The following is an 18,096-nucleotide window of genomic DNA, read 5'->3' on the forward strand; positions in this document are numbered from 1 at the left end:
GGACAACGCTTGCCCCCTACGTATTACCGCGGCTGCTGGCACGTAGTTAGCCGGGGCTTCCTCCTCAGGTACCGTCATTACTTCTTCCCCGAAGACAAGGGTTTACAATCCGAAGACCTTCATCCCCCACGCGGCATTGCTCCGTCAGGCTTTCGCCCATTGCGGAAGATTCCCCACTGCTGCCTCCCGTAGGAGTCTGGGCCGTGTCTCAGTCCCAGTGTGGCCGTTCACCCTCTCAGGCCGGCTACCGATCGTCGCCTTGGTAGGCCGTTACCCTACCAACTAGCTAATCGGACGCGGACCCATCCAAGAGCGGATTGCTCCTTTGGTTGTCCGGGGATGTCCCCAGACAACGTTATGCGGTATTAGCAGCCCTTTCGGGCTGTTATCCCCCACTCTCAGGCAGGTTATCCACGCGTTACTCACCCGTCCGCCACTAAGCACTTCCACCGAAGTATCCGTGCTCCGTTCGACTTGCATGTGTTAGGCATGCCGCCAGCGTTCGTCCTGAGCCAGGATCAAACTCTCCACAAAAATTTTTGTAGATAAAGCTTGAGTCAAGCTCTGATTGATAAAGTTTCTTATCGAGTTAAGGCTTCTTGTAACAGAAGTCATCAACTCTTACGAAGTTGTCCGTCCCGCTTGCGCGGGCCGAATTGACTTTGGTTTCGCACGCTTTTGCTTTAACAACTGTTTGATTTTCAAGGACCAGATTCGACCAAGCTTATAGCTTTTCGTCGTTGTTTTTTGCCGCCTCGTATCGGCGACGTTTGCTATTATTGCACAGGTCTAAAGTGATTGCAAGCATAATTTTTTTCCAAATCGATTTTTTTATACTTCTCCTTAAACAAAGCCATCCCCTAAAATGAGATGGCCAGACAATAGTCGTTTGGTAAAGGTAAAATTCAGGCTTAATAGACTGAGCTATCTCCGCGGTATTCACGTGCAATAGGTTTTACGATTATCCCTCATTTTTCGCTTGGCCTTCGCTGGTGTCACCAGCACCCATATCGACAGTGTTTGTCAACTTACGAGTATGTGTACCGTCGGGGCCGACTTCGCGAATGATCAATGTCTCTTGATCTGATGCATTGTTTTTCATCTACATTCACCTCCGACGTTAGCATATCCAGGAGGCTATCGACCCATCCGACACTAGAAACCGCCAGCAACAATAGGAGTGATAAAAATAACAATTATATGACAGAAAAATCTGACATCTGGGATTTCTTTTATATCTGTTACAATGATAGAATCGTAGTTGCCTATAGCTTTTCTCACTTTCCATATTGTATGTAAGAAGGTGTATTGGTTTTATGACCTCCCGTCTGTTGTCTCACAGCGAGATTCTCAAAACGTTGGTCGGCCGCTTTCAACATCTGGCGGAAGCCTTCCTCCAGGCCGGCGACACCCAATCGGCCCGAGGCCTAGAGGCTTTACAGCAGAAGTTGGTTCAACGGCACTTAAGCATCGCCTTCTGCGGTCATGTGTCAGGCGGGAAATCTGCCTTGATCAACGCGCTGATCGGCCACGACGTGCTTCCGACGAGCCCCGTTCCTTCCAGCGCAAACATTGTCTCCATTCAATCAGGCTCCCCGGCGGCCCGGGCGCTTTTGAAATCTGGCGACGCGGTTGAGTTCGACCTCGCGTCAAGTCTCACCGATGTACAGTCCCACTGCTTAGATGGGACAAACACCGATGGGGTCGTTATCACGGTACCTCATGACCTTTTCCATGGCTCTGTCTCACTCATCGATACACCAGGGGTCGATTCGGCTGACAAAGCTCGGCGCCTAGCCGAAGCTCCTGCTATCATCTCTGCTGACGTCATCTTTTATGTGATGGATTACAACCATGTTCAGTCAGAAATCAACTTCGCCTTCACGAAACGGCTCCAGGAACGGGGAAAGCCCGTCTATCTCATCGTCAACCAGATCGACAAGCATTGCGAATTCGAGCTTGATTTTGCCTATTTCAAGCGAAGCTCTGAAGCCGGATTTGCCGCTTGGGACATCCAGCCCAATGGATTGTATTTCACCACTTTGACCGAGCCGGATCACCCGGAAAATCAACTGGGCCAATTAAAAGCTCATCTACGCTCTATCTTCCTCCATGAACAGGAGATTCTCACTGCCACCGTCTTGCCGGCTGCTCGGCAGTTGATCGAAGACCATTGCCGGCGACAATCCGATCAGCAGGCCGACCAACGACGGGAACTTCAGGCTATCGTCGAGGAGACAGAAAACCTGGAAGAAGCGCTGCGGGCCTATCAAGACCTGAGCCGACAGGTTGAAAACCTGCGCCGTATCCCGGAGCAATTACAAACGGAGCTAGACAGTGAGATCCGCCGGGTCGTGGAGAACGCTCGGATTACTCCCTTTACGACGACGGAACGGGCACAGCGCTACCTGGAGAGCCGAGCCCCTGATTTCAAAGTCGGCTTCTTGTTCTCCGGCGATAAGACGAAAAAAGAGATCTCCGCCCGTTTGGATGCACTTTATGAGGACTTTCGCCATCATGTATCGACCCAGTTGGAATGGCACTTGCGCGATGTCTTAGGAAAAGTTCCGGAGGCACACGGCGCCGCCGACAGCGATTACTTACAAAAGGTCAACTCTTTCAACCTCACCTGGGGATCGGAATTGTTGGTGAACGCTGTTCGCGAAGGTGCCGTGGCCAGCAACGAGTATATTCATAACTACACCCGCGATATAGCCAACGAAGTCAAGGCCATCTATCGCCGGGAAGCCTTGTACTACGCCGAAGAGGCCGTCCGACTGGCGAGACAGAGTCTCGCAGAACAGCTCGATCAACTGACTCGCCAATTGGAACCCCTCAGCATCCTGATGGATGCCATCAAGAGCTTGGAAAAAATGGATCAGGTTGACCGGCAGTACCGGGAAAGCCTGATCGCGATGCTGCAAAGAGATCTCCCCAAACCGGAACCGATAGAAAAACTTTTATCCCCGTCAATAGAGACTATAGGTAAAACGCAAGCAGGTATCGACGCCGCCAATGTATCGACAGCCGACTCTTTGACCAGCCTCGGTCAAGCGATCAAAGAAAACGCTGCATCCATTCGGTCAGGACGAGTCGATGATAACAGCATCCCGGCCTCTCAGACCGCGAAACGACACCCGTCGTCAACACTACTGCAGCAGACAGGCCATCGCCTCCATGCCTATGCTTCGGCTGTGTCCTCCTTGCCTGGCTTTCAGCACATCGCCGAAGCGTTGACCTTGCGGGCAGAGCGGCTGGAGAAGAATATCTTTACGGTAGCTCTTTTCGGCGCCTTTAGCGCCGGAAAATCATCTGTAGCGAATGCCTTATTGGGCCATCCCGTGCTACCGGTCTCGCCGAACCCGACAACAGCAGCCATCAACAAAATCTTACCGCCGAACGACGACTACCCCCATGGAACGGTCCGGGTGCAGTTGAAGACCGCTGACGACATCGAAAGCGACGTATTGAACTCCCTAAAAGCTTGTGACGTTCAAGCTGCGAGCATGGCCGAGGCCTTGGAACGTTTGCAAGAAATCTCCCCCGGCGACATTCACCCCACGGCGAAGCCTCATTATTCTTTCCTCAACGCCGTCGCCCGGGGAATTTCAGCTGTGGAGAACCGGCTCGGTCAGGAACTGATCATCGCCCTGGATACGTTCCATGATTACGTAGCCAGTGAAGAAAAAGCTTGTTTCGTCGAATGGATTGAGCTCTTCTACCGCTGCCCGCTGACAGACCATGGCATCATGCTCGTCGATACACCCGGTGCCGACTCAATCAATGCCCGCCATACCGGTGTCGCCTTCGACTACATCAAGAATGCCGATGCGGTCCTCTTTGTCACCTATTTCAACAGCGCCTTCTCCCACGCCGACCAGGATTTTCTCTTCCAACTGGGCCGAGTCAAGGACAGCTTCGCCATGGATAAGATGTTCTTCCTGATCAATGCTGCCGACTTGGCCAAGACAAGCGATGAACTAGAAACGGTAAAACAGCACGTCAAAGAACGGGTCGCCGCTTGCGGCATCTGTCAGCCCCGGTTGTATACCGTCTCCAGCCAGACAGCCTTGCTGGCCCGCCTCGGCCAATGCGATGCCATGACGGCCTCTTTGGAAAAGACCTACCGGCAGCGAACCACCGCCCTAACGGCTGCACGAGAAGAAGCAACTGGTGACGGACTGTTGCCCTGGGAAAAAGGCCTCGACTTATCAGGCTTTGCTCAATTTGAAGAGGAATTTTTCCACTTTACCCTCGACGAACTGACGGCGGTAGCCTTATCGGCTGCCGAAAGCGAAATGCAACGGACCTTGTCGAGCCTGGAAGAAGTGATCGCAGCTGCTAAGACCGATGCCACTTCCCGCCGGATCAAGCGGGCAGCCTTCGAAGCGTCCCGAATGGAACTGGAGCAGTCCATCAACAGAGTCGGCACTGCTGCCGAAGCGGACCTTCTGCACAAGGAAATCGACGAACTGGTCTATTATGTGAAACAGAGGCTCTTCTACCGATTCGGCGATATGTTTGACCGTTACTTCAATCCTGCTGTGCTACAGGATGCCCGGGGCAATATCACCAAAAAAGGTTTCCAACACTGCCTTGACGACCTATTGCAGACGATGGAAAAAGAGTTGGAACAAGAATTACGGGCTACATCCCTTCGAGTGGAGAATTTTGTCCATAAGCGGGCCGGTCAATACTTGGACAAACTGAACCGGGTCGTTACCGCCAACGCCCCCCATTGTGCCTTGCCGGCCTATGAACCGATTCCCTTGCCGACACCAGAAATGCCGAAGGGACTTTTCCGAACGAACACCAGTTCTGTAGGTACCCTGCTTAACAGTGTGAAGACTTCCAAAGAGTTCTTTGAAGGGGCTGGGAGGGCTAAGTTCCGTCAGGATCTCGAAGCTCTTCTACAGGTACCGGTGGATGCTTATCTATCAAAAGCAATCGATGTGGTGAAGGCCGCTTACTCCAAGTCGCTTTATGATGTCCTAACCACCGTACTGACCGTTTCCCTGCAAACTGTAACGGACCATTATGATGGTTTAATGGCAGCGCTTACATTAGATTTTGATGTAAAAGTAATAGAAAATACCTATCAGATGCTCACAAAAGATTCCCTTTTCCGACATTAGTCGGGGATTCTCTCCCCTAGACAGTCAAAAGGTCATCCCTTATGATTTATTCAGGAAATACGATGAAATACTATGAACCATCGTCGGTCGTTGGAGGATAAAGCAGGAATACCCAAAAAGAGGGGGCAGAAAGGTATGCCTTGGGATGCGGAAATCTGGCGCTTCGGCTTTTTTCTGGTGAAAGAGACCGTATCCTTTCTCTGGACGGCGTCCTTGGAGATACTCTCCTTACTGGCCCATCAACGCGGTTTCTGGTTGATCTTGGCTGGGATCGTCTTTATGGGTGCGGCACTTTACCTTTGGCGCCGACGATTCCGCCGGGAACCATCACGGTTTCAGACGGAAAATGCCCCGCGTGATGCCTAACTTGGCCTCACCGGGGCATTCATCATTTAATCATTCAAATATCTTTCACGGTCGTTCATTCGACCAATATCCTAAAGGGCGAAGAATTTGGTATGCGGGAATTAGGAAAGCTGATGGGACATCATGGACAGATCTTCTGCCGAGTGGGCTACCGCCTCCGAGGCGTTTTCGATCTCGTGCGCCGTCGAACTGAGCGACATCACTTCTTCTGTCACATGTTGCATCTGTTCCTGGTTGGAAGCGATCGACTCGAGGATCTGGGTGAAGCCCTGAACCACCTTATCGACGAGTTGGTTGACCCGTTCCATGGAGTGGGAGTTCTGTTCCATCGCTTGGCTGACTTCCGCCGTATGGGTTCGCGAAAGCTGAATCATCTCGGCGATCTCCTGGACGGACTGCTCAGAACTGCTGGCCAGCTTCTTCACTTCCTGAGCGACCACATTAAAGCCGCGGCCGTGTTCGCCGGCACGAGCCGACTCAATGGCGGCGTTTAAAGCGAGCAAATTCGTCTGAGAAGCGATTCCCTGGATGACTTCCGCGATCGAGGAGATCTTCTCCGAGCTTTCGTCCAAAGCGGAGATTTTGGTCTTCATATCCAGCATCAGTTGAGTGAGGTCTTTGATCGCCTGAACGGACTCACGAAGCTGTTTTTCCCCGTTTTGGGCGAGGTGGACCACTTGATCGGTATGTTTGGCCGCTTGAGCCACGTTTTGGGTGATCCGTTCCGCCGACGAGGACATGTGAGCCGCAGAAGCAGCCGTTTCCTCCGCCGTAGCAGCTAAGCCTTGACTCGCATCGTTGACCTTCTCCTGTAACGATTGCAAGTCGCCAAGAATCTTTTCCAGTTCCTCTTTTTTGGATAAGCCGGATGTATAACTATCCAGGTAACTGCTCATGACCAGCTGCTGATCCAAATTGGTAATCGTCAATAACGCTGTGATCGCTGCTTTGGCTCGATCTTTATCCGTGTAGGCATCCATAATTTTGGGAATAAAAAAGTTATAGTAGAGTTGATATGCCGAGGTATACCAATAGGGCGGCAAATCAATCCGGTCATGGGCTTCACCGATTTTATGACGGTTGGCGGCGTAATCGTCGTCAAGCCGTAAAGGGGACAAACTCAGCAGGTAAGCCCGCATCGTTTTTTTCAGTCGATCGACCGTGGAATGACGGGTGATAAATTCGCGCATTTCCGGTATCGAACCCAGGTGCCCGTAAAAAACGTCAACCGCCTCATCGACATGCTTTTCGATAATCGGGCGGATTTCCTGTAGCAGTTCCATTTGTTCCGGATTCAACTTCATAAAACGAACAGACAATTGAAAAGAGGGATTTTGAATTGCAATAGTCGGTTTCGGTCCACTATAAGGACGTAATCCCGTATTCTCTGATGCTTTTCGCCAGAACATATTCTGGACCTCCCTACTCAATCCTAATGATGCTCAACCTTACAATGATCGAGAATTCATCCGGCCGATGACTGCCTTTACTAAGTAAAACCGGATTAGAAATAAATCCATTTAGAAGAAGATCAGAATAGGGTACTGATTCGATATCCATTGCCGCTTTCCTTCTCCCTTTGCAAAACTCAGATAGGATTATTCGGCAAAGAAGGTTTGTTATGACTAATAATACGAAAGCCGAACAGTTCGGCCGCTTAAGAGCAACAGAATATACCGATCGTGCCGAAGCAGGCCGCCTACTTTATGAACGAATCGCACAGCAAGGGCTGGCCTTTGATCTGGTCATCGCCATACCTCGAGGCGGTGTGGAAGTGGCTGCACCGGTGGCCAAAGAACTGGGCTGTCCGCTCGCTCTCATCACTCCCCGAAAATTGGGGGCTCCCGGACAAGAAGAGGTCGCCATCGGTGCCGTGGGCCCGGATGGTTCCGTCATATTGAACGACCGACTCATCGCTTATCTCGGAATCAACGATGAGTACATCGATCGAGTCAGGCAGCGTCAGGTCGTCGAAATGGAGAGGCGCAAAAAGGAATATCCTTATATCCTCCACGTTGGATCGGTGAAATCAAAAAAGCTACTCCTCGTCGACGATGGCGTGGCCACCGGCTATACCCTGATGGCCGCAATCCAAAGCATCCTCCGCCATGAACCGGCTTATTTGGCCGTCGCACTGCCGGTCGGACCGCCCGATGTGCTGGAGACCCTCTCCAAATCGGTCGATCAAATGTTCTGTCCGCTAGCCCCAGAAGACTTTCAGGCTGTCGGGACCTACTATGTGGACTTTGGGCAAACCTCTGATGAATCTGTCCGGAGGCTTTTAGAAGCGGTCAATCAGTGCCTTCCAAGGCCTGGTTTTTTCGCCTGATGAAGCATTGTATAAGGAAATAATAACATTCTTAGTGGGAATTGCCTTCAGTGTACTTTGAAACACTAGTGATTTGTATTATACTAAAAGTTAGACGCGAGACATAGAAATAAAGAGTATCCGGAGGGTTACCCGCTATGAAGATGTTAAAGATCCCCGAACCTACCGTCGTTCGGCTGTCCCTGTACTCTCGCTTTCTAAACCAAGCCAGCAGCAAAGGCATTGACATAATATCTTCCGATGAAATTGGTGCAGCAGTCGGAATCCCGTCGGCCCAAGTGCGAAAAGACTTGTCATACTTTGGAGAATTCGGAATCCGGGGCGTCGGCTACCGCGTCAAGGAACTAGGCGCTCAAGTGGACAAACTCCTATGCGTCAACCATACCTGGCCTGTCATCATCGTCGGCGCCGGCCATTTGGGCATGGCCATGTCCTCCTACCGGGGTTTGCAGGACCGTGGTTTCAACGTGGTGGCACTCTTCGATTCGGACGCGAAAAAGCAGGGCCAGTTGCCCAACGGTCTGCCAGTGCTCCCATTAGCTCAATTAAATGACACGGTAAAAGAACAGGGCGTCAAGATCGGCATCATCACTGTGCCTCCTGCGGCAGCCCAACGGGTCTGTGAGTATCTTATCGATGCCGGCATCGATTCGATCATAAACTTCGCTCCGACCGTACTCAGCGCCCCCCCTCACGTGGAAGTACGCAATATCGATTTGACCGTTAACCTGGAAGTATTGAGCTTCAATCTCGGTATGCGCGGCTAAGCTTTGGTACACTGCTTTTTGTACATTGGCTTTCGTTCGTGCCAACTTCATTTGAGTTTAAAAAGCCTTTAAGCAATTGGAAAATCGCCCTCCGCCTTATCTTCTGTTCAGGATAAGACTAGGGCGATTTTTTTGTGAAAAACCGTTTGGATCATATCTTATGACTCAGCGGGCCTTGAACTAACGTTTGTTATGGCTTTTTGCGATTCCGCTGGAAGAACCGTTGGGTCCAGCGCCTCCACAAGTTTCTGAAAAGCCCGACTCCCTCAAACCGAATCAACGGCGGATCTTCTGGATCAGGTACGGGAACCAGTCCGAGCGATTCATTCCATCCTTTCATCGCGGTCGTCCTTTTCCAGAACCCTCCGGTCCCACCGGGCAGAAATTCCATCTCCACCTGTGCCGGCGACCAGGAAAGCGAGATGGCCAGATCTCTGCGGGAACGCACGGGAAGGCCGTTGACGCTGCCTAAGAGATCTCCGGCTCGAAGGCCCGCCTTTTCAGCTGGAGAGCCATCGCCTACATCGAGGATCTTCAGACCCCTCGGGGAGGCCACATAGAGGGGAGTGCCCTGCATCTCACGCCGCTTCGTCCAGAGAATCAATGCCTCATGGCCGAGGGGCCCAAAAAGGGCTGGCAGCAGGGACAGTATGGGCATATGGGAAGCCAGCACAACCAAGGTGAGCAGAATCAAGCTGTAACCGGCCAGCATCAGAGACGATCGCCGGCAATGAACTCGGGGCTGGCGAACGAGAGCCAGGTCACCATAGCCGAGTAACGCCACTAAGGGCAATGGGCTGAGCACCACCGATTCCACAGCCGGATTGTAGGGGATGTCTGGAGGGGTGATCAGAGGCCACCAACCGGGCGTAGAGATCTCTTGAAAAGGAATTCCACTGTTATGGGGGATCGCGACCATCGTCAATACGACCAAGGGAATCGGCCAAAAGCTTTGTAGGTGATATCCCCCGACCGTCATTCCCCGGCGATGGGCCACATAAACAGGTAAACTGTCCCGGTGGCCCGACAAAAACATCAGAACGGCCTCAACGAGATGCAAGATGGCCACGAGCCCCATGATTTGCACGACGCTGACTTCCGTCCACCCGAAAAGGATCGCCGCCAGGGAGATGACTCCTCCGGCATAGGCGTAACACATATACCGGGTGTTGATCAAAGCCAGTGCGATGGCGACAGGCAAGAGATAAAGAAAACCAGATTCAACGATGGTGATCCCAAAGAGAATCATCAAGAAGGACCCGATGAATCCGCCCACCAGACCATACATCGCTGACGAAAGGACAGAAGGCCAGACACTTTCCGGTTTTACTTGAAACAGATCTGATTTCATCCGCAGTTGACGCCGGTAAAGGAGCGCAATGATCAAAAGGAATACCCAAAAAGTTGGGTATTCCAGAGGGTAGAGCAGCAGTATTTCAAAACCTTGGATGATCGTATTCAGAAGGTCCCATCCATTGAAGTCGACCATAGTTAAGCCAGCCTTTTTCCGTAATCAGGTCACCTTATCTCATCAACGAACGAACAACCTCGACGCCTTTATTAAAGACGGAATCGTTATCTTCGGCGCCGGTCACATGGGGAGTTTCATTCTTCTCCGGCTCCACTTTGAAATCCGGTTCGATACCTATTTTATGAATATCGTTGCCTTTCGGGGTCAAGTATTTCGCCGTCGTCAACTTGACGGCAGCACCGCCATCCAAGGGGATCACCGACTGGACAATGCCTTTGCCAAAGCTCTTCGATCCGATCATAGTGCCGGTGCCATAGTCTTTAATCGCGCCGGCGACGATCTCCGAAGCGCTCGCGGAACCGCCGTTGATCAGTACGGCCAGCGGGAGCATGACTTGGTTGCGGGTCGATTGGTAAACTTCTGTTTCTCCGTCGCGGTTGACCACCTTGACGACAGGACCTTGGGGGACAAAGTTAGAGGCGATGTCTACAGCCGATTCCAATTCACCGCCGGGGTTATCGCGCAGGTCAAGGATGATGCCTTTCACATGCTGATCTTGGAATGCCCGGATCGCTTTGTCGACTTCCGCAGCCGCTGTTTTGTTGAATTGAGTGATGCGCAATACACCGATGCGGTTATCCCCTTTGGCCAGCTCAGCCGTTACGACAGGGATGTTCACTTTCTCACGAGGCACTGTGAATTCGAGGAAGTTTTTCGTGTTCTCGCGGAACACGGTCAAATTAACATTCGAGCCTTCGGGGCCTTTGATTTTCGACACGGCCAGATCCACATCCATATTGGCCACTTCTTCTCCGTCAACCTTGACGATGACGTCGCCCGCTTTAATGCCGACCCGTTCTGCCGGTCCACCTTTGATAGGCGAAACGACGACGATCTTATTTTGATCTTTTTTGCTGACGTAAACTCCAATACCGCTAAAACTTCCCTGGATTTGATCAAAGAGCTGCTTGTATTCGTCCGGTTCCAGATACGTTGAATAGGGGTCTTTTAAGGAGGCAACCATGCCCTTCATGGCCCCGTCCACGAGGGTGGAAAAAGAGGTCGGTTCCAAATATTCGCTCGTCACCAGCCGGACGACGTTAATGAGACGGCCCAGATGTTGATAGTTCCCTATCACCGCCACAGCCAGGGAAGCTGTTGTCAATACGCTGACGATGATGACCAGGGCTGCGGCGATGACAAGCCCTCTACGACGACCAGCCAATGAATTCAACCACCTTATTCCAAAATGAGCCACGCAAAAAAATCTGTTCCTCTAAACTCTATACGCTTTTAAGACTAGATATACAACCAGTTAGGTTTAAATCATTTTACTCTACGGGAAATCCAAATCGATTTTTCCTTACTTCGTTACCGTTCAGGCAATTATCCCCCGATGTACCCCATCGGGTTAGTATGAGATCCGTTTATCCGGACTTCATAGTGCAAGTGCGGTCCCGTGCTCAATCCCGTCGATCCTACCTTACCGATAAAATCGCCTTTTTGGACAGTTTGTCCTTCCGAGACACCAAGAGAAGACATATGCCCATAGAGCGTCGTAATTCCGCCGCCGTGATCGATGACCACACAGTTTCCGTAGGCATAGTCATAACCAGCGACGATGACGACACCGCTGTTCGTCGCCAGAATGGACGCGCCGGCAGGAGCACCAAGGTCAACACCCGTATGATAGCTGTTTTTCTTTCTCACTGGGTGGTATCGCGGCCCGTAGGAAGATGTAACAGGAGCATAGTTTTCCAAGGGATAACCCCAAGTTCCTTGGGTCATACTGGGGCGGTTCGTTTTGCTCTGCAAGCTGCGAATTCTCGCTTCCAACCGTTGCGATGCAGCCTCTTCCGCATCGAGCATTTCAGCGATACTATCTTTTTGTTCACGTACTTGTGCGAGGACAACCTTTTGTTCCTCATTCTGAGCCGCTAAGCGGGACCGTTGTTCTTCCATACGAGCCTTGATCTGGGCCAGTTCTTGTCTACGAAGTTCCAAATCGGCTTTGCGAGCTTCAATCGTCTTCTGTTCCGCTTCAATCTCATGAATCAATTGAGCATCCCGTTGAACGACCTTTTCCATCAGGTCCATGCGGGTTAAAAAGTCGGTGATGCTGTTCGCCTGCAGCACCACTTCCAGGTAAGAGACGTTCCCGTTAATATAGATATCTTTCATGCGGGCCTTGAGGAGATCCAGTTGAGTTCCTTGGCGCTTTTGGGCTTCAGCGATCTCCTTCTGAGCCTGCTGAATGGCTGTTTCTACATTTCGCGTCTGACTGTTCAGGTCATTGATGGCCATTTGGGTATTGTTCATTTCCCGGTTGACCGTCGATAGTTTCCCGAGAACACTGTTTTCCTGCTGGACCTTTTCGCGCAGTTCCCGGCGGGTGTTTTCGATGTTGGCCTGCCGCTGCTGCAGTTCCTGCTGGGCATCTTCCAACTGGTCTGCCGACGCCGCTTTGATAGGAATCGTCTGAGCGCTGTAGATAAAAAGCCCCGATAAACAGGCTATCGCTACTCCCCCCAGCACCAGACGGGATAGGTTTTGCTTCAAAGGAGCCACTCCTTTTTGCCTGGAGTCATCATACTTTCAAAAACTTCCGCAAGGAAATGACACTGCCCATGGCACCAATGAGGATACCGGTTCCCATGACGATCTCAAAGATGGTCATCAGGAAAGAGGCATCTGAGCGCAGCGGCACAAAAGGCAGGGACGATTCTACATAGGTCGTGACCGGCGCATAGATGCCGTAAAGCAATCCAACGGCGATGAGGGAGCCAAAGAGGCCCAAAAAGGTCCCCTCCAGCAAAAAAGGCCAGCGAATAAACCAGTTGGTTGCACCGACGAATTTCATGATGTTGATCTCTTTACGCCTGGCAAAGACCGTTAACCGGATGGTCGTAGAGATTAAAAAAACCGATGCGGCCCCGATCAGGAACATGATCGACAAGCCGACCATGCGGATCCACTCGGTCAGACTGAGCAATTTCTCGACGAACCCCTGACCGTAGCGAACTTTTTCTACGCCGGGATACTTGTTGAATTCTTCGGCCAGGCTACTCACATCGTTGGGATCTTTCGCTTTCACCCGGTACATATCGGGAAATGGGTTTGCATCCCCCAAGGCTTTGAACATATCGCTGCGGTCACCGAGTTGCTTTTTCATGGTCGCCATCGCTTCGTTCTTAGAAACAAAAGTGACCTCGTTGACTTTGCTATGACTGCGGAGTTTATCCCCCACGGCTTGGATCTGCTTGGCATCAATATCGGTGCGCATGGCAACCAAAACTTCCAGTTCCGATTCCATCGTCGTCACCAGATTATTGGAGTTCATCACCAAAAGCAGCGAAATCCCTAAGATCAGCAGGGAAATAGCTACCGTCGAGATGGATGCGATACTCATCCAACCGTTTTTCCAAAGCGAACGGAAGGACTCCCGAAAAAAATAGCCTACGGTGCGCATTCTCATCGCAGGGCACCCCGTTCCTGCAGGGAATAAAGGCTCTGTGAATTGTTACCGGGTAGAACGGTACCTCCCGGTTGGATATATCCACCTTGAGCTAAGGAACCCGGTAGAGAAGCGCTCGACCCCTGTTCGTAGCTGCCCCGCTCTTCGTCGCGGACGATGCGCCCATTTTCCAGGGCAATGACTCTGCGTCGCAGGCTGTCGACGATATCCTTGGCATGGGTAGCCATGATGATCGTCGTACCGCGGCGGTTGATTTCCAAGAGCAGGTTCATAATTTCCGTGGCCGTCTCCGGGTCGAGGTTTCCCGTTGGTTCGTCAGCGATGATCAACATCGGTTCGTTGACGATGGCCCGGGCGATCGATACGCGCTGCTGTTCTCCACCAGATAATTGGTGGGGCATGAGGTTACCTTTTTTACCGAGTCCCACCATCTCCAACACCTGCGGTACGCGCTGGCGGATTCGCTTCGTCGGTGCTTCGACGATCTCCATGGCAAAAGCGATGTTGTCATATACAGTCTTATTTGGCAACAGACGAAAATCTTGAAAGACGACGCCGATTTGCCGGCGCAGGTAAGGAACCTCTCGTTCACGCATGCGGACGAGAGACTTTCCGTCAAAAAGAATTTGGCCGCGAGTCGGCGCTTCTTCGCGAAAGATCAATTTGATAAAGGTCGACTTTCCTGCTCCCGAAGGACCGACAAGAAAGACGAAACTTCCCTTTTGTATACGAACGTTTACGTCTACAAGGGCCTTTACCTCATTGGAATACGTTTTTGAGACGTTAAACATCTGTATCATAAAAATAACAACCCCCATCAGGAGGTTGTTCGACAAAAAGATTCTATATCCTTTTTCCAATTTCGAGAAAATAGTGGGATTTGGCGGTCTGTGTACGTTAAGGACAACTTTTTGGCAAATCGGGGTGTAATGACTCCGTTCCGCCCAAAAGGCTCACTTCGTCATTACACCCCTGATTCTACAATTATGTGTATTCGCCCTGTTGTACGCGTTGTTATTTTTTTCGACTAACGGCTTTTTTCGCTGCTGCGACGAGAGCCTCTTTGGTCAGGCCGTATTTTTCAAAGAGTTCATTTGGTTTACCCGATTCGCCGAAGGTATCCTTTAGGCCAACCCGTTCCAGCGGTGCCGGGCAGTGTTCGGCGAGTACTTCAGCGACGGCAGAACCGAGGCCGCCGATGATGGAGTGTTCTTCCGCTGTGACGACAGCACCGGTCCGTTGAACGCTCGCACCGATCGCCTCTGCGTCGATCGGTTTCATGGTGTGAATATTGAGCACTTCCGCCTCAATGCCTTCAGCGCTCAACAGTTCTGCCGCTTCCATCGCCATCGCGACCATCAAGCCGGTGGCGATAAAGGTCACATCCTTGCCAGAGCGAAGGGTTACCGCTTTACCCCATTCGAAGCGATAGTTCTCATCGTACAAGACCGGCACAGCAAGCCGGCCCAAACGGATGTAGACAGGCCCTGAGTATGAGGCTGCCCAGCGGATGACTGCTTCCGTCTCGATGCCATCTGCAGGGACGACGACGGTCATGTTGGGGATAGCCCGCATGAGGGCGATGTCTTCCACGGTCTGGTGGGAGGCGCCATCTTCCCCGACGGAAATCCCCGCATGGGTAGCGGCGATTTTGACGTTCAGTTTGGGGTAAGCGACAGAGTTGCGTATCTGTTCAAAGGCTCTCCCAGTGGCGAACATGGCAAAGGTGCTGGCAAAGGGGATTTTGCCGGCCGCAGCCAGACCGGCAGACACGCCGATAAGGTTTTGTTCGGCAATACCCATATCGAAAAACCGTTCCGGATATACTTTGGCAAAGTCAATCGTTTTGGTCGATTTGGCCAAATCAGCATCAAGTACGACGATGTCCTGGTTTTCGCCGCCCAGTTGGGCCAGGGCGCGTCCGTAGGCATCGCGGGTAGCGATTTTCGTCATCGATGGACCTCCCTTATTGCAGTTCCTTCAGCGCTTGTTGGGCTTGTTCGGCATTGGGCGCCGACCCGTGCCATCCCACCTGGTTTTCCATGAAGGAAACGCCTTTGCCCTTGACGGTGTGGGCCACAATACAGGTAGGTCGTCCTTTCGTCGCCTTCGCTTGTTCGATCGCGTCGAGGATCTGTTCGAAGGAATGGCCGTCGATCTCCAGGACGTTCCAGCCGAAAGCTTCGAACTTTTCTTTCACAGGAAGGCATGACATGACTTTTTCTACGGGGCCATCGATCTGGAGCTTGTTGAGGTCGACAAATGCTGTCAAGCGATCGAGCTTGTAGTGGGCAGCCGCCATAGCTGCTTCCCATACTTGCCCTTCTTGGAGCTCTCCATCACCGAGGACAGCCCAGACACGGGCTTCACTCTTGTCCAATTCCAGAGCAAGGGCCATTCCGACGGCAGCTGAGATGCCTTGTCCCAGCGAACCGGTGGACATATCCACACCGGGGACTTTCTTCATATCGGGGTGACCTTGCAGAAAATGGCCGGTGCGGCGCAGATTCGGCAGTTCTTCCACCGGAAAGAAGCCTTTTTCAGCGAGGGCCGCATAGAGGACTGGGGCAGCGTGACCTTTGCTGAGAATGAAACGGTCACGACCAGGCCAACGAGGGTTTTGCGGATCTACACGCATCTCATGGAAAAAGAGCGCAGTCACTATATCGGCAGCAGACAGCGAACCGCCGGGATGACCGCTGCTGGCCCCGTGGGTCATGGAAATGATGTGGCGCCGGAGCTGCCTGGCGGTCTGTTCCAGGCGCTGCTGTAACGCTTGTTCCATAATGTTAACATTCCCCTCCTGTAAGACATCCTGTTAATATTCTGCACCTTTCAACCAATTCCCTGCATGAATTAGTCATTTGGACGCCCAGATCATATAGGCCGACACAAAATCGTCGATCTCACCGTCCATCACGTTATAGACGGCGCCGACTTCGCAATTCGTCCGGTGATCCTTGACAAGGTTGTAAGGGTGAAAGACGTAAGAGCGAATTTGGCTGCCAAAGGCGATATCCTGTTGGTCCCCTTTGAGCCGGTTCACTTCGTCGGCTTGTTCCTGCCGCTGCCGTTCGAAGAGCTTCGCTTGCAACATCCGCATAGCCGTCGCACGGTTTTGAATCTGGGAACGCTCGCTTTGGCAGGCGACGACGATGCCGGTCGGTATGTGCGTGATGCGCACGGCTGACTCGGTCTTGTTGACGTGCTGACCACCGGCACCGCTGGCGCGGAAAGTGTCCACTTTTAAGTCTTCCGAGTTGATCTGGATGTCGATGTCGTCACTCACTTCAGGCAGCACTTCGACAGAGGCAAAAGAAGTGTGACGGCGTCCGGACGCATCGAAGGGCGAGATGCGTACCAGCCGGTGAACACCCATTTCGCCTTTCAGATAGCCGTAGGCGTTTTCTCCGGAGAAGGACAAGGTCGCCGATTTCATGCCTGCTTCATCGCCGGCTAAGGAATCTAAGATGTCGACCTTATATCCCTTTTTCTCACCCCAGCGAATGTACATACGCATGAGCATCTCGTTCCAGTCCATAGCCTCAGTACCGCCGGCACCGGCATGCAGGGTGACGAGGGCATTATTGCGGTCATATGGTCCGTTAAGCAATAACTGAAGGTGCCAACGGTCCAGTTCCGATTGGATCGTCTGGATACCTTCCTCAATTTCTTGGAGAATATCGGGGTCTTCCTCTTCCGCTCCCAACTCCCGCAGGACACCGAGATCTTCCCACTTCTGATAGAGATCGAAAAAGGATTTGACTTTGTCTTTCAATCCCGTCAGTTCCTGCATCGTCTTTTGGGCCTGTTCTTGGTCCTCCCAAAAGGTTGGGTCCGTGATCATCAGCTCTAGTTCAGCGATCCGCTCTTCCTTGATAGACAAGTCAAAGAGAAGCCCTCAGATCTTCCAGCCCGGTCTCCAAGGCCGTTAATTCCCGTTTTACATCGGAATATAACATGTAACACCGTTCCCTTATTCAAAGTTACCATCGCTCATATTTTATGAGCAACTATTATGTCGGTTCCATAGCGATGGGATGCAATTGAATGGACGATTCCCAATAAATCTTTGAGCGGCATAGATCAGATTATGCTCTAACGCCGCTCAAAGCTAACTTTTATTTTGCTTCGCGAATCTCCTTACGAAGCTCATGGATGTCCGCCTCGTGCCGGTAACCAATTAAGGCAATTCCGGCAACCGTCTTTTCAAGACGGTACAACGAGCCTTCAACTTCATTCATCCGCTCGTTCATTTTCTTTATTTCTGCTGTGGATGTTTGTAAATTGATTTCAATGGCTCTAGTCACGCTAAAAAGTTCATCTTGTCGCTGCTTTACTCCATTTATCTGATCTTTAACCCCATTGAGTTCACTTTTAATTCCTTTGACGTCAATTTTAACGCCATCGACATCGCTTTTAACCCCGGTTAGATCACTCTTAATCTCATCGATATCACTTTTTATCTCATTGACATCACTCTTGAGGTCCCGTAGTTCAGCCAGGATTTGTAAGAGCAGCTTTTCACTCATGAACATTCACTCCCTAGAAAA

Annotated in this window: 14 protein-coding genes, 1 rRNA gene and 1 pseudogene; 4 read left to right on the top strand and 12 right to left on the bottom strand. The window is 51.6% G+C overall.

Going from position 1 to position 18,096, the window contains the following annotated elements; genetic code table 11:
* Together GJ688_RS11595 and GJ688_RS11600 are read right to left on the bottom strand one after the other, a co-directional pair.
* Positions 1-534: ribosomal RNA gene (locus tag GJ688_RS11595) — 16S ribosomal RNA — on the bottom strand; the annotation flags it as partial.
* A gap of 427 nt (positions 535-961) precedes the next feature.
* Positions 962-1,102, bottom strand: coding sequence for a hypothetical protein (locus GJ688_RS11600; RefSeq protein ID WP_155476721.1), 141 nt, complete (start codon positions 1,100-1,102; stop codon positions 962-964).
* 214 nt (positions 1,103-1,316) lie between these two features.
* Here GJ688_RS11600 and GJ688_RS11605 point away from each other — a divergent pair, with 214 nt between their 5' ends.
* Positions 1,317-5,135: a dynamin family protein gene (locus GJ688_RS11605; RefSeq protein WP_155476722.1), complete on the top strand. Its 3,819-nt coding sequence runs from the start codon at positions 1,317-1,319 to the stop codon at positions 5,133-5,135.
* Positions 5,136-5,270: 135 nt separating this feature from the next.
* Positions 5,271-5,501, top strand: a complete 231-nt coding sequence (locus GJ688_RS11610) for an LPXTG cell wall anchor domain-containing protein (RefSeq protein ID WP_170291912.1) — start codon at positions 5,271-5,273, stop codon at positions 5,499-5,501.
* Between the two features lie 101 nt (positions 5,502-5,602).
* Here the strand turns inward: GJ688_RS11610 and GJ688_RS11615 are convergent, their stop codons facing one another.
* Positions 5,603-6,910, bottom strand: a complete 1,308-nt coding sequence (locus GJ688_RS11615; RefSeq protein WP_155476724.1) for a globin-coupled sensor protein — start codon at positions 6,908-6,910, stop codon at positions 5,603-5,605.
* 212 nt (positions 6,911-7,122) lie between these two features.
* Here GJ688_RS11615 and GJ688_RS11620 point away from each other — a divergent pair, with 212 nt between their 5' ends.
* Together GJ688_RS11620 and GJ688_RS11625 are read left to right on the top strand one after the other, a co-directional pair.
* Positions 7,123-7,830 (top strand): phosphoribosyltransferase, encoded by a 708-nt coding sequence (locus GJ688_RS11620; protein ID WP_155476725.1) that lies wholly within the window; start codon positions 7,123-7,125, stop codon positions 7,828-7,830.
* 137 nt (positions 7,831-7,967) lie between these two features.
* Positions 7,968-8,597 carry a redox-sensing transcriptional repressor Rex gene (locus tag GJ688_RS11625; protein WP_155476726.1) on the top strand — a complete coding sequence of 210 codons (630 nt, stop codon included), beginning with the start codon at positions 7,968-7,970 and terminating at the stop codon, positions 8,595-8,597.
* Positions 8,598-8,787: 190 nt separating this feature from the next.
* Here GJ688_RS11625 and GJ688_RS11630 read toward each other — a convergent pair whose 3' ends face one another.
* The 9 genes and pseudogenes from GJ688_RS11630 to GJ688_RS11670 all read right to left on the bottom strand — a co-directional run bounded on the left by GJ688_RS11630 (position 8,788) and on the right by GJ688_RS11670 (position 18,075).
* Positions 8,788-10,086: a PDZ domain-containing protein gene (locus tag GJ688_RS11630; RefSeq protein ID WP_155476727.1), complete on the bottom strand. Its 1,299-nt coding sequence runs from the start codon at positions 10,084-10,086 to the stop codon at positions 8,788-8,790.
* A gap of 34 nt (positions 10,087-10,120) precedes the next feature.
* Positions 10,121-11,293 carry a S41 family peptidase gene (locus GJ688_RS11635; protein WP_155476728.1) on the bottom strand — a complete coding sequence of 391 codons (1,173 nt, stop codon included), beginning with the start codon at positions 11,291-11,293 and terminating at the stop codon, positions 10,121-10,123.
* 161 nt (positions 11,294-11,454) lie between these two features.
* Entirely contained in the window at positions 11,455-12,627 is a 1,173-nt protein-coding gene (locus GJ688_RS11640) for a murein hydrolase activator EnvC family protein (RefSeq protein WP_155476729.1), read from the bottom strand.
* 28 nt (positions 12,628-12,655) lie between these two features.
* Complete coding sequence (ftsX, locus tag GJ688_RS11645; RefSeq protein WP_155476730.1) at positions 12,656-13,543, bottom strand: permease-like cell division protein FtsX; 888 nt, start codon at positions 13,541-13,543, stop codon at positions 12,656-12,658.
* Between the two features lie 128 nt (positions 13,544-13,671).
* Positions 13,672-14,343: pseudogene (ftsE, locus tag GJ688_RS11650) on the bottom strand (cell division ATP-binding protein FtsE); the annotation flags it as partial.
* A 214-nt stretch (positions 14,344-14,557) separates the two neighbouring features.
* Entirely contained in the window at positions 14,558-15,496 is a 939-nt protein-coding gene (locus GJ688_RS11655) for a transketolase family protein (protein ID WP_155476731.1), read from the bottom strand.
* 13 nt (positions 15,497-15,509) lie between these two features.
* Entirely contained in the window at positions 15,510-16,328 is an 819-nt protein-coding gene (locus GJ688_RS11660; protein WP_155476732.1) for a transketolase, read from the bottom strand.
* Between the two features lie 75 nt (positions 16,329-16,403).
* A protein-coding gene (gene prfB / locus GJ688_RS11665) for a peptide chain release factor 2 (protein ID WP_155476733.1) occupies positions 16,404-17,505 on the bottom strand; the annotation gives its coding sequence in 2 pieces (ribosomal slippage) (positions 16,404-17,432 and positions 17,434-17,505; 1,101 coding nt in all).
* Between the two features lie 159 nt (positions 17,506-17,664).
* Positions 17,665-18,075 (bottom strand): hypothetical protein, encoded by a 411-nt coding sequence (locus GJ688_RS11670; RefSeq protein WP_155476734.1) that lies wholly within the window; start codon positions 18,073-18,075, stop codon positions 17,665-17,667.
* Positions 18,076-18,096: the final 21 nt, after the last annotated feature.

This window comes from Heliobacterium mobile, assembly GCF_009720735.1.
In the GTDB taxonomy this organism is placed as follows: Bacteria; Bacillota; Desulfitobacteriia; order Heliobacteriales; family Heliobacteriaceae; genus Heliobacterium; species Heliobacterium mobile.